This is a genomic window from Lysinibacillus alkalisoli, assembly GCF_014643595.1.
Lineage (GTDB): Bacteria > Bacillota > Bacilli > Bacillales_A > Planococcaceae > Metalysinibacillus > Metalysinibacillus alkalisoli.
Map to the genome: position 1 here is coordinate 298,929 of NZ_BMJT01000001.1, position 15,215 is coordinate 314,143.

15 protein-coding genes are annotated in these 15,215 nt (G+C 36.7%); 4 read left to right on the plus strand and 11 right to left on the minus strand.

The annotated features are described in order from the left end of the window. From IEW44_RS01285 to IEW44_RS01295, 3 genes are read right to left on the minus strand one after another with little or no spacing between them, the layout of a single operon-like run. The gene (locus IEW44_RS01285) at positions 1-819 is read right to left on the minus strand and encodes a carbohydrate ABC transporter permease (RefSeq protein ID WP_188613204.1); all 819 of its coding nucleotides are present in this window, start codon (positions 817-819) and stop codon (positions 1-3) included. Further along, positions 816-1,691: a carbohydrate ABC transporter permease gene (locus IEW44_RS01290; RefSeq protein ID WP_188613205.1), complete on the minus strand. Its 876-nt coding sequence runs from the start codon at positions 1,689-1,691 to the stop codon at positions 816-818. The genes IEW44_RS01285 and IEW44_RS01290 overlap by 4 nt, the downstream gene beginning before the upstream one ends. Next, on the minus strand, positions 1,688-2,800 hold the full coding sequence (locus IEW44_RS01295; RefSeq protein ID WP_188613206.1) for an ABC transporter ATP-binding protein: 1,113 nt from the start codon (positions 2,798-2,800) through the stop codon (positions 1,688-1,690). Before IEW44_RS01295 ends, IEW44_RS01290 begins: the two co-directional genes overlap by 4 nt. Before the next feature lie 126 nt (positions 2,801-2,926). Between IEW44_RS01295 and IEW44_RS01300 the strand changes: the two genes are divergently transcribed. After that, entirely contained in the window at positions 2,927-3,601 is a 675-nt protein-coding gene (locus IEW44_RS01300; RefSeq protein WP_188613207.1) for a glycerophosphodiester phosphodiesterase, read from the plus strand. Between the two features lie 165 nt (positions 3,602-3,766). Here the strand turns inward: IEW44_RS01300 and ilvA are convergent, their stop codons facing one another. Beyond that, positions 3,767-5,029 carry a threonine ammonia-lyase IlvA gene (gene ilvA / locus IEW44_RS01305; RefSeq protein ID WP_188613208.1) on the minus strand — a complete coding sequence of 421 codons (1,263 nt, stop codon included), beginning with the start codon at positions 5,027-5,029 and terminating at the stop codon, positions 3,767-3,769. A 184-nt stretch (positions 5,030-5,213) separates the two neighbouring features. Here ilvA and IEW44_RS01310 point away from each other — a divergent pair, with 184 nt between their 5' ends. Next, positions 5,214-5,951, plus strand: a complete 738-nt coding sequence (locus IEW44_RS01310) for a TerC family protein (protein WP_188613209.1) — start codon at positions 5,214-5,216, stop codon at positions 5,949-5,951. A 141-nt stretch (positions 5,952-6,092) separates the two neighbouring features. Here the strand turns inward: IEW44_RS01310 and IEW44_RS01315 are convergent, their stop codons facing one another. From IEW44_RS01315 to IEW44_RS01325, 3 genes are read right to left on the minus strand one after another with little or no spacing between them, the layout of a single operon-like run. Further along, on the minus strand, positions 6,093-6,713 hold the full coding sequence (locus IEW44_RS01315) for a hypothetical protein (RefSeq protein ID WP_188613210.1): 621 nt from the start codon (positions 6,711-6,713) through the stop codon (positions 6,093-6,095). A 44-nt stretch (positions 6,714-6,757) separates the two neighbouring features. After that, positions 6,758-7,939, minus strand: a complete 1,182-nt coding sequence (locus IEW44_RS01320) for a sensor histidine kinase (RefSeq protein ID WP_188613211.1) — start codon at positions 7,937-7,939, stop codon at positions 6,758-6,760. A gap of 9 nt (positions 7,940-7,948) precedes the next feature. Next, positions 7,949-8,608, minus strand: a complete 660-nt coding sequence (locus IEW44_RS01325) for a response regulator transcription factor (RefSeq protein WP_188613212.1) — start codon at positions 8,606-8,608, stop codon at positions 7,949-7,951. Positions 8,609-8,851: 243 nt separating this feature from the next. Between IEW44_RS01325 and IEW44_RS01330 the strand changes: the two genes are divergently transcribed. Beyond that, entirely contained in the window at positions 8,852-10,549 is a 1,698-nt protein-coding gene (locus IEW44_RS01330) for a methyl-accepting chemotaxis protein (protein ID WP_188613213.1), read from the plus strand. A 60-nt stretch (positions 10,550-10,609) separates the two neighbouring features. Here IEW44_RS01330 and IEW44_RS01335 read toward each other — a convergent pair whose 3' ends face one another. The 4 genes from IEW44_RS01335 to thiD form a co-directional block, all read right to left on the minus strand. Beyond that, complete coding sequence (locus IEW44_RS01335; protein ID WP_188613214.1) at positions 10,610-11,959, minus strand: YjiH family protein; 1,350 nt, start codon at positions 11,957-11,959, stop codon at positions 10,610-10,612. A 388-nt stretch (positions 11,960-12,347) separates the two neighbouring features. Continuing rightward, a complete protein-coding gene (bshB2, locus tag IEW44_RS01340) occupies positions 12,348-13,031 on the minus strand; it encodes a bacillithiol biosynthesis deacetylase BshB2 (protein WP_188613427.1) in 684 nt (227 codons plus the stop codon). Positions 13,032-13,038: 7 nt separating this feature from the next. Then, positions 13,039-13,389, minus strand: coding sequence for a YojF family protein (locus IEW44_RS01345; protein ID WP_188613215.1), 351 nt, complete (start codon positions 13,387-13,389; stop codon positions 13,039-13,041). A gap of 170 nt (positions 13,390-13,559) precedes the next feature. After that, complete coding sequence (gene thiD / locus IEW44_RS01350) at positions 13,560-14,393, minus strand: bifunctional hydroxymethylpyrimidine kinase/phosphomethylpyrimidine kinase (protein ID WP_188613216.1); 834 nt, start codon at positions 14,391-14,393, stop codon at positions 13,560-13,562. Between the two features lie 112 nt (positions 14,394-14,505). On the opposite strand from thiD, the gene IEW44_RS01355 reads away from it, so the two are divergent. After that, entirely contained in the window at positions 14,506-15,177 is a 672-nt protein-coding gene (locus tag IEW44_RS01355; RefSeq protein WP_188613217.1) for a uracil-DNA glycosylase, read from the plus strand. The last annotated feature ends 38 nt before the right edge of the window (positions 15,178-15,215 follow it).

Sequence of the window (15,215 nt, forward strand, 5' to 3'; positions counted from 1 at the left end):
TTATTTAATAGCACCTTGCGATAAACCTTTTTGTAATTGTTTTTGACCTATGAACAACAACAATAGTGTAGGAATAATTACAACAACAACGCCAGCCATCACCACCCCCCAATCTGTGCCAAGTTCTTGCGATTGCAATTGTTTTAAACCAATTTGTACCGTGCGCACAGAATCATTTGTTGTAATTAATAAAGGCCATAAATACATATTCCATGTAGTAAGAAAGCCGTAAGCACCTAGAGTGACTAAACTTGTTTTTGACATAGGCAACACGATGCGCCAAAAGAAAGCAAAGCGACTTAGCCCTACTACACGTGAGGCCTCATATAACTCGTAAGGAATAGTTTTAAAATGTTGACGCAATAAAAATGTGCCAAATGCCAGTGCAAAGAAAGGCAGCGACAAACCTTGATACGTATTTAACCAATCTAGTTTTTGAATAATAAAGAAATTGGGAATCATAGTAGCTTCCCAAGGAATCATCATGGTGGAAACAAAGATAAAAAATAAAAGATCGCGCCCTTTAAAAGGAATAAAGACAAAGGCATAAGCAGCCAAACTAGAGACAATTAATTGCCCTAACATCACCGTACATGACACGATGAAACTATTAATTAAAAATGTTACAAGTGGCAAGCGCTCAAATACTTTATAGTAGTTACTCAAATCAAACGTTTGTGGTAGTAACTTTCCACTCATTACTTCGGTGTTTGTCATAAAAGAAATGAAGAAAGCATAAATAATAGGAAAGAATAATAACAAAGCACAAAAGGTGAGGAGAAGATACAGACTTACACGGTGGAGATAGGTTTTTTTCATTGGTAATGCACCTTCTTTTCGCCAAGCTTAAATTGTAAAATGGTTACGAACAGTACAATGACAAATAAAATAACGGCTTGAGCGCTAGCTGTGCCAAATTGATAATTGACAAATGCTTCACGGTAAATGGAATAGACAATAAGGTTAGTGGCTTGTGTAGGACCACCCTTTGTTAAAATATCTATTTGTCCAAATGTTTGAAAGGCATTGATTAATGAAATAGTGGAAATGAAAAATAAAGTTGGTGATAGCATTGGTATGGTAATGCGGCGCAGACGATACCAATAATTAGCACCATCAATTTGGGCACTTTCATAAAGTGTTTGGTCGATATTTTGTAAGCCGCCTAAAATGATTAAAAAGCTAAAACCTGTGTTCATCCATATGGTAGTGATAGCAACCGAGAGTAGTGCCCAGTCAGGGTCCACTAGCCATTGCACTTGCGGTAGGTGTAGCAGTTGTAAGACGTGATTAAACATACCAATACTAGGATGAAATAAAAATAACCAAATAACAGAAGAAGCTGCGACAGAAACGCCCATCGTTGATGAAAAGATGGTACGGAAAAAGCCAATACCTTTTAGTTTCTCATTAGCTAATAGCGCTAAAAATAATGCAATTACAATGCCAAGCGGTACTGTATATAGTACAAATAAGAGCGTAGCCTTCATACTGTTTAAAAATTGAGATGAGGTAAATAAATGAATGTAATTATCTAGGCCTACAGCTACGGAGGCATTGCCTTTAGCATCTGTGAGAAAGAAACTTAAATATAATGTACGAAACATGGGATAAAAAATAAAAACGGTAAATAAGATGAGTGATGGCAGCAAATAGAGTAAGGCACTTCGCATATGTGTGAGTTGCTTCATAAGTCACCTAACCTCTCGAAATGACCTACAATTGTAGCTTTTTTTAATAATTCACCTGTTTGGGCATCGTAATAGTAAAAGGCATCGCTTGGTAAGTAAACGGTAAGGTGTTGCCCCACGTCTAATGCCCATTGTCCTGGCATACGTGCATGCCAAGTATGTGTGCCAACAGCAAAACTAATAATTGTTTCAGTACCTAACAATTCAATATTACGTAGGGTAATTGGCAAAGGGTGCGCATTTTTTGTTTTAATATGTGTGATGTGTTCTGGGCGTATGCCCATGACTAACGTATGATGTTTAGTAAATCGTTCATTCATTTCATTAGGTAGTATGAATTGTTCATCTATAAAAAAGCCGTCTGCTCGAATCGTTGCAGGCGCGATATTCATAGGTGGGGAACCAATAAATGTAGCAACAAACGGGTTGGCAGGATAATTATAAATATCAATAGGTTTCCCAATTTGTTGTATTTCACCTTCATGTAAAATCATAATGCGGTCGCCCATTGTCATAGCCTCAATTTGATCGTGGGTGACATAAATCATAGTAATACCAAGTTTACGTTGTAGCTGTTTAATCTCTGCACGCATATGTGTGCGTAGCTTGGCATCTAAATTAGATAATGGTTCATCCATAAGGCAGATTTTAGCGTCGCTCACAATGGCACGAGCTAATGCTACACGTTGACGTTGTCCACCTGATAATTCACGAGGTTTGCGTGTTAAATAAGCTGTTAATTGTAATGTTTTTGCCACATCCTCCACGCGTTGTTGAATCGTGGCCTTACTCATTTTCTTAGCATGTAATCCAAAACTAATATTTTGTGCGACCGTTAAATGGGGATAGAGAGCATAATTTTGAAAGACCATGGATAATTCTCGCTTTACAGGTGGTAGGTCGTTAACGACTTGCTCATCGATATACATTTCTCCAGCTGTGATGTCTTCAAGCCCAGCAATCATACGAAGCATTGTACTTTTGCCACAGCCTGATGGGCCCACTAGAACAAAAAACTCCCCAGCTTCAATTGTGACGTTAATATTATGTAAGACAGTCGTTTGTTTATCATACGTTTTAACTACATTGTTTAGTGAAACTTGTTTCATACAGGCACCCCTTACTTGTTCTAATCGTGCCTTTATAGTAGCTTAAAAAAGATAAAAAAATAGGGCTTTAAAGGTTTTTTTAAATCAAATTAATAATAAATTAATAATGATAGGGGGCTCGATCGAGTGAGGAAATACGGTGCTATAGTGTTTGTGCTACTATTAACAGGCTGTCTACAACAGGAGAATCTTTATAAACCATTAACAAACGATAAGCCAATTATTATTGCTCATCGAGGGGCATCTGCCTATGCACCAGAGCATAGTTATGAGGCGTATGATTTAGCCATTGCTATGAAAAGTGATTATGTGGAGTTAGATGTCCAAACAAATGACCAAAATGAATTAATTGTGGCTCACGACGACGAACAAGAGGGGTTATTGTTGAAGGATGTGTTACAGCGATATAAGGAGGTGTGCATGTATATTGAAATTAAAAACCCAACAATCCAATCCGTTGCACAGTTTACTGCAATGTTGCAATCTGAACAACCAAAATGTGCTGTTATTCAATCGTTTGAGGAATGGGCATTAGCAGATGTGCAAGCGCATTACGAAGTAATCTGGTTAATCCCTAAAAAGAATATTGGGCAAATGCCGATCTATGCAAAACAAGTAGGCATTAACGAAAAATATATTACAAGACAAGTCATTGAAAAATATCATAATGAAGGTATTGAAGTAATAGCTTACACTGTGAATAATGAAAAGCGTTTTTTAACGTTACAGCGCTTAGGTATTGACGGTGTGTTCACGGACAAACCTGATAAAATGCGAGAAATCGTATGGAAAAATGAATAGTATGATTTATTAAAGGCTAAAGTATAGCTGTATAGAAAGTATGAGTGAAAAATAATATGTTCTCAGCGATTTATTGCCCGTACGTTGTTAATTACGATAAAAAAACAGTCAACTGATGTGGGTCAGTCAACTGTTTTTCCATTATTAGATTATAAAGATGTGATATTAAACAAGCAAACCAAACAAGGTAATGTCTTTATTTACTTCTTTATAAGAGAATCCGAACTTTTCCATGCGTTGTAACAAACCAGCATAGTCATCACGATGCCCAACCTCAATACCAACGAGAGCAGGGCCACTTTCTTTATTATTTTTCTTTGTATATTCAAACGTTGTAATATCATCATTAGGGCCAAGTACACTAGATAAAAATTGACGTAAAGCACCTGCACGTTGAGGGAAGTTAACGATAAAGTAGTAAAGTAAACCTTCATGGATTAACGATTTTTCTTTAATTTCTTGCATACGTCCGATATCATTATTCCCACCACTTACAATAACGACAACATTTTTCCCCTTAATATCTGTAGCATAGTCATCTAATGCCGCTACCGCTAAAGCGCCTGCAGGTTCTGCAATAATAGCATGTTTGTTGTATAAATCTAAAATTGTGGTACATACTTTACCTTCAGGGACTAAGACAACATCGTTTAAATATTCTGCACAAACACGATACGTGTAATCGCCGACTAACTTCACAGCTGCCCCATCTACAAATTTATCAATCCACTCTAGTTGGACGGGCTGTTGTTGTGTGATGGCCTCTTTCATACTGCCAGCTCCAGCAGGCTCCACGCCGATTACTTGAGATGAAGGTGATAAATTTTTAATGTAGGTGGCAACGCCAGACATTAATCCACCGCCACCAATGCTACCAAAGACATAGTCAACAGTAGATTCAATATCATGCATAATCTCTACAGCTACTGTACCTTGCCCAGCAATAACATCTAGATCATCAAAAGGATGGATGAAGATTTTATCATGCTCATCACAAAACTGTGTAGCACTCTCAGCAGCATCATCAAATGTATCGCCAGATAAGATAATATCAACATAATCACGACCAAACATACGTACTTGGTCAATCTTTTGTTTAGGGGTTGTTTGTGGCATAAAAATACTGGCTTTGATTTTTAACTGTGCACAGGCAAAAGCAACACCTTGTGCATGATTGCCAGCACTTGCAGCGACAACTCCTGCTTCACGTGCTTCATTTTCAATTTTTTTAATCTTATAGTAGGCGCCTCGTAATTTAAACGAACGAACATGTTGTAAATCTTCGCGTTTAATATAGATGTTGGCACCGTACTTTTCAGATAAATAGTCATTTTTTTGTAGTGGCGTGTGTACAACGACATCTTTTAACGCTTGATATGCGATGAGAATGTCAGCAACTTGAACGAGTTTTTCTTTTGTTTCTGCCATAAGTGTCAACCTCCATATTCTATAATAAACATTTATCTATAATAGCACACATTCCAAATTAAAGGTTTGAATATTTCGTTAATTCTAAAAAATAATTTTGTAGAAAAATAAAAATGTATTTTAATGTGCCAAACCTATTATCAAAAGGGTATAGGAGTATAATGAAAGTTGAGGAGATGTAAATATGATGGAACAAATATTACACACGTATGCTCAATTTTTTGATTGGCATATGTGGAAGGTAGTGTTAACAGATCCTGTGTCATGGGGGGTTATCTTTTCACTTGTATTGATTGAAGGGTTATTATCAGCAGATAACGCGCTTGTGCTTGCTGTACTTGTTAAACATCTGCCGGAAAAACAACGTAAAAAAGCATTAATGTACGGTATGGTGGGGGCTTATTTCTTCCGCTTTTTATTTATTGGTATTGGTGTTTATTTAGTGAAATTTTGGTTTATTAAATTATTTGGCGCACTCTATTTAGCATGGATTGCAATGTCACACTTTATGAAGAAAAATAAAGAAGAAGAAGTGAAAGAGTTTAAAAAAGATAGCTGGCTTGTGCGGATTTTTGGTACGTTTTGGGCGACAGTTATTACAGTAGAATTAATGGACATCGCTTTCTCGGTAGACTCCATATTAGCAGCCTTTGCTATTTCAACAGAAGTATGGGTGCTGTTAATGGGTGGTATGTTGGGCATACTTGTTATGCGAACCATAGCAGGGTTGTTTTTAACTTTAATTGAAAAGATACCTGAGTTAGAGTCAACAGCATTTATGTTAATTGGCATTATTGCTTTTAAAATGCTATTGAGTGTATTTGGTATTGAAGTGTCACATTATATTTTCTTTGCGGTATTAATTGTGGCATTTAGCATTACATTCATTATTCATTTCAGAAATAAAAAGCGACAAGCGTAAAAGAAATCGCTATACAAAGTGAAAATGCGCTTAAGAACTACGTGTAACAAAGTTGAGATGGTAGATCATTGTATAACAGATAAAAGTGGTAAGGGGAAAAGTTTAATCCCCCTTGCCACTTATTTGATTGGCATATTATTATCATATTTTTGCTACGTGTGTTGTCGTCGCTAACGCAAATGAACAGGGTTTTTTCAAATAGATGTGTTGTTTGGCTTGTATTAAAGCTTCTAACACAGTGTGATAGCATACTGTAACATGTTTAATGCCATTGACAGGTTGCTGCGGTATGAATGTTACGCTAGCTCCTTTATCATAATGCGAAAACCAGGCATTTTTGGGGCGATAAGATGTGTCGCCCCAAGCGTACATATAGTGTGCTGTTTTCATATAACCAAAAGGTGCTTGGTAATTATACTGTAATAGTGTAGCGAGTTGATCCATAATAAAAGCTTCCGCATAGTCACGCAAACTTAGTGGTGTGTGTGATGATTTTTGAATGATATTATCTGTTAAAAATTGCATAGGTAGTGGCGTAGCTTGTGCGAGTTGCTGTAAGGCATGGTATAAAAGTGCGTCCACTTGCAACTGATCTTCTGTATGCAGTTGTTGAATGGCAGGTAAATCACGTTTAAACCAAATTTCTTCCAGGTGTGTCAACCATTTTGTAATAAATGGAATGGTGTTTTCACAAAAGGCAGGTAATGAGAATTGCCAAACATCAACTGTTGTTTCTAATGAAAATGATACGTCATGTGCCATTAAACCACTCCTTTTTCTAGGAGTATAATGGAGCAATCTGAATTTTAGCTGAAAAAAGGAAGTACAACCGTAAAACATGTACCTTTATGTGAACTTTTAACGGTAATGGTACCGTCATGTTGGTGCACAATCGCTTGAGCAATCGGCAAGCCTAAACCAGTTCCCCCTTTGTGTCGTGATGTATCACCACGATAAAAACGTTCGAAAATATGAGGTAAATCCTCCGCGTTAATGCCAATCCCACTATCTATGATAATAATTTCTTCTTTTGAAGCTACAATTGTAATCGCTCCCTCTGACGTAAAACGCATGGCATTATCAAGTAAGATATAAAATAGTTGTTTTAATTTCTGTTCATCACCTAATACATGTATGTTTGGCTCGCATGTTAAATCGATGGGCACAGCAGAAATCCGTTGGAATGTATGCACGATTTGTTGTAAAAGTTGCGTGACATCTACTGGTGTTTTATTGATATTTACGTGATGGTCAGCTCTTGCCAACAGTAATAATTGTTCTAATAAGGCTTCCATATGAGCACTCTCTTGCTCCGCATCATGTAACACCTCTTGGCCAAAAGGCGTGAGTTTTTCGGTTTGTAAAATATCAAGGGAGCTTTGAAAGACAGCTAATGGTGTTCGTAACTCATGCGAGGCATCAGAGACAAATCGCTTTTGTAATTCATAGGTGTTTTGAATGGGTTTAACTGCTTTACCAGCAAAGAAATGACTAATTGCACCAATAAGGAGTGTAAAAATGACGGTTGCCAATAATAAGGTAAGTGAGGCATTTTTAAAAAAGTTTTGCTGTGTTGTAATTGTCTTACCTACAAGTACATAACCATGTTGTAATTCTTTTTTTATCGCCAATACATGCTCTTTTTGCCATGCTAACGTAGTATGCGTTTTATGATTAGCATGAAAATTGTTAAATAAGGCATGGTCTAATTGCTCATAAGGAGAAGCCCCACCTACTAATTCATCATTATTGCGATAAATATAATAAAAGAAATGGCGTGTGGGTTCAATCATTATAGCGGATGATTGTTGAGCTTGCTGTTGAAAGTTCGCTTTTTCCGCATCAAAGTAGCCTTGTAACTCTTCAACTTGTTGGCGGTCCATAACGCCTTGTAACATAAAGAATAAAAAACTCACAAAAATAGCAATGGCCACTGTAAAAGTCAGTGTGTAAAGGAAAGTTAATTTATATCGCATTGTCCGAAACAACAGTATCACCTACATTTTATAACCTACGCCTCGCACTGTTTGTATGTATGAGGTATGTTCATCATCGATTTTTTTTCGTACCAATTTAATAAGGGCATCTAAGGCATTATTTGAAACATCTTGTTCAAAGTGCCAGACATAATTAATAATTTGCTCCCTCGTTAACACATGATTTTGATTACTCATTAAGTAGTGTAAAAGTAAAAATTCATTTTTAGTGAGTTCAATTTGTTTATTATTTTTATGTAATGTATGAGCTTGTGCATTTAGCAATAAATCTTTGCAGTGTAAAGTAGTAATAACAGATTTAGGTTTACGTCTACTCACCGCGCGAATACGTGCAAGTAAAATATTTGTTTTAAAAGGTTTAATTAAATAATCATCGGCTCCTTCGTCTAAACCACTAATGATATCCTCGTCTTCTCCTTTTGCCGTTAACATAATAATACCTGCCGTGTGGTTAGCTTGACGTAAGGCACGACAAACAGCAATTCCTGACTTTTTTGGCATTAGCCAATCTAAAATAATTACATCAAAAGTTTCATGTAAGGCTAAATCATAGGCGTCCTCTCCATTTGCAGCTAAGGTAACACAATAGCCCGCTTGCGTTAGTAAATAATGAATATGCTTCCTTAATATCGCATCATCTTCTGCAAATAAAATTTTCATCATATCCTCTCCTTATCTCTCACAATGCCTCTTTTTATTATAGCTTGCTTTCCTCATTCCATCATCTTAATAAAATTAGCTAAAAATCTTATGTAACTGCAGCCCTATAACGAATATACTGTGTGCAAAGTAATGCTTTTATTGCTATCAAATAATAATTTTATGTTTATTTTGTTTAAAACTTTAAAAAAGAGGTATTTGTATCTACAAAGTGATTACATAAATGGGAGGAGTAGTTAATCTGTGTGGACATTTAAAACAGTAGGTAGGAAAATGGTCTTTAGCTTTGCTTTAATATTGCTTATGATTATTGGCTTATCTTTATACACGATTTATGCGATGAATAAAACACATGACACAATGAAAGAAATTACACATGAAGAGTTGCCGATTTTAATTGCGGATGAAAAATTATCATTTGTAACAGCAAAGAAAATTGCATTAGCTCGAGGTTATTTATTAATGGGAGACAAAGAGTATTTAACAGAGTATGCCGATTATAAAAAACAAGGTGAAGAATTACAAACGCTATTATTAGCTAATACACATAGTGATCAAGTAGAGCAGCTTATTACATTAAGTGAAGAATGGCAAGAACTTGTAGAAAATACAATCTTCCCATTATTTGATAGTGGGCAAGAAGATGAGGCGCGTGAGTTGTTAACGGGGGAGGCACAAACTTATGTGCGAGATATTATGGCAGGGTTTGCCGAGTTAGGTGCAGCGCGTGAACAACGCATCCAAGATGAAGGGAAAGCAGTAGTAAAATCAGGTACCAATGCTATTCTTATGACAAGTATTGTTGTGGTATTTGTGATTTTGGTAAGTTTAATCATTGCATATCAACTTACTAATAGTATAGTAAAGCCAATCAATACAGTGAAAAATCGTTTATTAAAAATTGCAGAGGGTGATTTGAGCCAAGCGCCTTTAAAGGTTATAGGACGAGACGAGTTAGCTCAGTTGATGACAGCTACCAATCAATTGAGTGAACGAAATAATGCCTTATTGCAAAAAATTACACATGCTATGACAGAAGTGACGGAGCGCAGTTCTACCGTTTCTGAGGTAACAGATGAAATTAGTAAAGGCTCCAATCAAATCGCCATTACAATGACAGAATTAGCGACGGGGGCTACTTCACAAGCCGACCTAGCTAGTAATATGGTACAAAGTGTGGAGCGTTTTAATGAGGCTTTACAAGAAATTACGTTAGATAGTGAGAAGGTACATCAGCAAGCAGAAGAAGTAACAGACCTTAGTCAAAGTGGTCATGAAGTCATGAATAATTCCATTCAGCAAATGAATGTCATTTATCGTGTGTTTGAGCAAGTCGTTGTGCGTGTGGAAAAATTAGAACAACAATCCAATGCAATTCACTCATTAGTGGAGACTATTCAAGCAATCTCAGACCAAACAAACTTACTTGCACTAAATGCAGCAATTGAAGCGGCACGGGCTGGTGATCATGGTAAAGGCTTTGCGGTTGTAGCAACAGAAGTGAAAAAACTAGCCGAACAAGTATCCCATTCAGTAGTAGATATCACAGATATTATTGCAGGGATTCAAGAGGAGACAAAAACGGTCACAACTTCTTTACATGAAGGCTATGAAGATGTACGAACAGGGACAGAATTATTAGAAAAAACAAATGCGATGTTTAATCAAATTATGGAAGCGATTGAAAATATCACAGGGAATATTCGTCATACTGCTCAAGAGATTACGCATTTGTCGCAGACAAGCGATGCAGTGAGACATAGCATTGAAGAACAAGCTGCTGTAACACAGCAATCAGCAGCAGGTATAGAGGAGACAACGGCGTCTGCAGAGGAGTCTAGCAGTGCGTTACATGAAGTGAATACGCATGTTAAGCAGATGAGCGATGCCTCTAAAGAGTTAGCACGATTAGTAGATGTATATACTTTACGTCAAGCGTGAAGTAAAGCAGTTCATGCAAAAAAATGTTAGACCGCTTGTATGCGGCCTAACATTTTTGCTTTAGAAAAGTAAATGTGTGAATAACGCAACAATTGGCAAGGCAATTAATGTGCGCAATAAGAAAATAACAACTAAGTCTAAAAATTTAAGTGGGATTTTGGTGCCTAAAATTAAGCCACCCACTTCTGACATATAAATAAGTTGTACAACAGACACAGCACCAATGAAGAAGCGTGTCATTTCACTTTCAATCCCTGAACCTAACACAGCAGGTAATAACATATCCGCAAAGCCAATAACCATTGTTTGAGCAGCTTGCCCAGCTTCAGGAATACCCAACATAGCAAGTAAAGGCTCAAAAGGTTTGCCTAGCACAGCAAAAGTAGGTGTGAACTCGGCTAATACTAATGCAATAGTACCAAATGCCATTACGACAGGTGTAACGGCAATCCACATGTCTAATACATTACGAAAACCTTCTTTTAAAAATGTAAAAGGATTACGATTATGATGAGTCGCTTCTAATCCTCTATTTTTAGCAATGGTTAGCAACTTTTCATCTGATGTGATTTCTTCTTTACGTTCTGTAGAGCCATCAATATACGTATCAGGAATTTTACGCAACGGATAAATACGTGGCATAATAAACGCTAAAATTAACCCTGTAATCGTAATTGTGCCAAAAAACGGGAAGAAATAACCTTCTAAATTTAACGTTTTTAAAATGGTGAAGCAAAAAGTAATGGATACGATAGAAAAGGTGGAGGCAAGAATAGCCGCTTCTCTTTTAGTATAGTTACCTGATTCATATTGTTTATTGGTCATTAACACACCAATTGTACCATCACCAATCCAAGACGCTAAAGCATCAATAGAAGAGCGACCAGGAATTTTAAATAATGGACGCATAATTTTAGTTGTTAAAGTACCGATGAATTCTAACAAACCAAAGTTTGTTAGTAAAGGCAATAAAGTCCCTGCAAAAAAGAATATCGTTAATAAAAAGGTGACTAAACCTTCATCAGGATTCATTAATAAACCTGCTGTATTCTCATTATTAATTGCCTCAGGCCCAAAATCAAAGACTACCATAGCTGTAAATATGAATGCTATAACACGTACAATAGTCCAAAAGAGATTAACATGAAATAAATGTCGTAAGAGACCAGGTGCTTGCATGGTTGTCTTAGGCAAAAATAAATAAATGACAGAGCCTAATGCTGCTATGCCAATAATAATTAACGCAAACCAACTAATAAAAGGTGATACAAGTGCAGCTAATTCATTAGCTAAAATTGCGATGGTTACTTTCCAAACGCCATCCACTTTGATTGGCGTCATAAAAAGAAAAATACCTAATAAAGAAGGCAAAATAAAAAGTACCCAAGTATAGGCGTTATGTTTTCTCATGGTGTCAACCTCTCTCAATTAAATAAATGTATTTTTATTCACTATAGCCTCTAATTAATTGTATGTCTATAGTTTTTTACAAGAAAGAGATTATTACATTATTTATATTTTTATTAAAAAAACGGTATACAATAGTAATAAATATAAATGTCATTATGGTTATTATTATCTGTTTAATGTATGTTTAATTCTCTATAAATTCTTTATTGGCAATGTTCTGTCACTTGATTCGTTAGAGCTAGTATTGCTAAAAGATAAGGTGATAAATATACAGTCATGTATAAAAGAACAAATGTATTATTATTGTATAAAATTAATAAACAAAAAAAGCCGAAATAAAATATTCGGCTTCTTATCCAGTAATTTATTGAATTTGCGAGTATATCAATCATTCATCATCAAAGGTAATCGTGTAAAATTTCTCTGTAGAGAACCAAGCATCCTCTGTTGTCTCACCGTGACTATCTTCACGATTCTCAAGCTCTTGTAACATCCAACCCGTTTGTGAGGCATGTGCTTTTAACGCATTATACTTATGCTCACGATAAGCACTAATATCAATGATTACGTCGGGTTCTCCCATTTCTTCAACCGTGTTATTCGCAAAGCCAACGCCGTATAATGTGGGTCTTTGTGGCTTAGGTGTGCGACGTACGGCTTCTTTTACAGCTCTTGCTGTAGCCTCATGGTCAGGGTGTACACAATAGTTAGGTAAAAAAGTAACCACTAATGATGGATTTAACTCATCAATCAGTTGGCGCATCATAGCAATCATTTTTTCATCATCTTCAAATTCAACTGTTTTATCTCGTAAGCCCATCATGCGAAGATCTTGTATACCGATTGCTTCACATGCAGCGATGAGCTCTTTTTTACGGATGTGGGGTAGTGACTCTCGTGTGGCAAAGGGGGGGTTACCTAAATTGCGCCCCATCTCACCTAGTGTTAAACAAGCGTACGTGACAGGTACCCCCATATCAGCCTGCATAGCAGCAACGCCTGCAACTGAAAATGACTCATCATCAGGGTGTGGATATACAATTAGTAATTGTCTTTCTTTCTCCATTGTTATCGCCTCCTTAATAAGAAAAGGGTGTTTCACTAATTTGTAAAGCAACAGCTAGTTTACCGCTATGGTCTAATCCAGCCATTAATAAGCGACCTTCAACGTCCACTTCATAATGTGTGATCCCTTGTGCATACACCCAGCCATGCGGTAGCTTTAAACCTACACGATTTGGTGTATCCTCTATAACTTTAGCATGTTCATATACAAGTTTAACATTACGAATGAATGCCCCCGCATTAAAAAAGTTAGTATCATAATGAGCTGCATAAGAGCCATTGGTTGTTTCTAAATGAATAAAGACTTCTTTACCAGCAAAAGCATTTAACTCTTTTTGTAAAGCGTCAATTTTTACAATTTCCATAAGCGATAATTCTCCTTCCGAATTACTTATGGTATTAGTATAGAGAAGTTCGCAAAAATTGCATAGTTAATAGCTTGGGTTATTTAAACTAATAACGTGTATTTGAGCTAATTAAAACAGACACGGATACATTTTTATCAGTGTCTGTTGTTTAGGACAGTATTTAAATTTTATACAATAGTTTTTATGATAGCTGGTGCGCCAAATTGTGAACTCGCTCCGTGTAACACAGGCCCTACGTATTGATTTAGCTGCCAGCCATGCGTAATGCTAGCAGCGGCGAAAGCTTTGGCAGCAATGACAGCCTCCTCCACGGTTTTTCCGTTAGCTAAGTTTGCTGTAATGGCTGCTGCGAATGTGCAACCTGCACCGTGATTATAAGTTGTATCTACTTTTGGTGTTTCAAATAATATAAATTGTTGCCCATCGTAATAAAGGTCCGCAGCATAGTGAGGTTGTGAGCCTTGGCAACCTTTAATCACAACATGTGGAACACCAAGCGCCATAATTTTTTTCGCAGCTATTTTTACTTCTTCAAGTGTTTTTGGTGTTTTCATACTTGCTAATTGTCCCGCTTCAAATAAATTAGGTGTTGTCATTAAAGCATAGGGCAATAAGTATTGCTTCATTGCCTCTACATTACCAGGATTTAAAACTTCGTCTTCACCTTTACATACCATGACAGGGTCAATAACAACGTTAGGCGTATGGGCTTGTGCCAGCACTTGCCCTACTGTTTTTATTACTTCTTCTGTGGATAGCATACCTGTTTTTACTGCATCGATGCCTGTTGAGAAGGCTGTCTTCAATTGTGCACGAAGCACTTCAGTAGGTAATGTGTAGACATCATGAGCCCAATAATGATCAGGATCCATTGTGGCAATGACCGTAACAGCTGCCATACCGTATGTGTTGTATTCTTGAAAGGTTTTTAAGTCTGCTTCTAGTCCAGCACCGCCTGAAGCATCAGAACCTGCGATAGTTAATGTTTTATTTAGTGTCATATTAAGCGCCCCTTTATAGTAAAATAAGTATGAACTAGTATACCGCTATTCTGATGATATAAAAATAATCAGTTTTAAAGAAAAATATAAGGTCAGTTTGGAGTGTAGAACAATGAAAAAAGTTTTTACAAATGATTGGCAACAGATAGTAGGAGACCAATTTGAACAATCCTATTATCAAAATTTACGTCATTTTGTAGCGCAAGAATATCAAACGCAAACGATTTATCCACCTAAAGATGAGGTAATGACAGCCTTACATACGACAGCTTATAAAGATGTTAAAGTGGTTATTTTAGGGCAAGACCCTTATCATGGACCAAATCAAGCTCATGGCATGAGCTTTTCAGTTAAACCTCATGTACCATTCCCGCCTAGCTTACGTAATATTTTGCAAGAGCTACAAGATGATATGGGTTGTCCAAAACCAGAAAATGGGACATTAACAAGTTGGGCAAATCAAGGGGTATTGATGTTAAATACAGTTTTGACTGTGCGTCAAGGACAAGCACATAGCCATAAAAACAAAGGTTGGGAGCAATTTACAGATGTCATTATTAAACGTTTAGCAGAGAGAGAGCAACCTATAATTTTTGTATTATGGGGACGACCTGCTCAGCAAAAAGCAGCGCTGATTTCACAGCATACACAACATAAGATTTTAACCGCTCCACATCCAAGCCCACTGAGTGCACATCGAGGCTTTTTTGGCAGCAAGCCATTCTCACAAATTAACGCACAATTAGCGCAATGGGGAGAGACACCAATTCATTGGTGTTTGTAGGAAAGTGTTCACAGTCTTTACAGTTTAAAAAATGTTAC

What these genes read in the sequence shown, in the direction of transcription:
- IEW44_RS01285 (WP_188613204.1), bottom strand. Translation starts at nt 819, where the DNA reads ATGAAAAAAACCTATCTCCACCGTGTAAGTCTGTATCTTCTCCTCACC.
- IEW44_RS01290 (WP_188613205.1), bottom strand. Translation starts at nt 1,691, where the DNA reads ATGAAGCAACTCACACATATGCGAAGTGCCTTACTCTATTTGCTGCCA.
- IEW44_RS01295 (WP_188613206.1), bottom strand. Translation starts at nt 2,800, where the DNA reads ATGAAACAAGTTTCACTAAACAATGTAGTTAAAACGTATGATAAACAA.
- ilvA (WP_188613208.1), bottom strand. Translation starts at nt 5,029, where the DNA reads ATGGCAGAAACAAAAGAAAAACTCGTTCAAGTTGCTGACATTCTCATC.
- IEW44_RS01310 (WP_188613209.1), top strand. Translation starts at nt 5,214, where the DNA reads ATGATGGAACAAATATTACACACGTATGCTCAATTTTTTGATTGGCAT.
- IEW44_RS01315 (WP_188613210.1), bottom strand. Translation starts at nt 6,713, where the DNA reads ATGGCACATGACGTATCATTTTCATTAGAAACAACAGTTGATGTTTGG.
- IEW44_RS01325 (WP_188613212.1), bottom strand. Translation starts at nt 8,608, where the DNA reads ATGAAAATTTTATTTGCAGAAGATGATGCGATATTAAGGAAGCATATT.
- IEW44_RS01335 (WP_188613214.1), bottom strand. Translation starts at nt 11,959, where the DNA reads ATGAGAAAACATAACGCCTATACTTGGGTACTTTTTATTTTGCCTTCT.
- IEW44_RS01345 (WP_188613215.1), bottom strand. Translation starts at nt 13,389, where the DNA reads ATGGAAATTGTAAAAATTGACGCTTTACAAAAAGAGTTAAATGCTTTT.
- thiD (WP_188613216.1), bottom strand. Translation starts at nt 14,393, where the DNA reads ATGACACTAAATAAAACATTAACTATCGCAGGTTCTGATGCTTCAGGC.
- IEW44_RS01355 (WP_188613217.1), top strand. Translation starts at nt 14,506, where the DNA reads ATGAAAAAAGTTTTTACAAATGATTGGCAACAGATAGTAGGAGACCAA.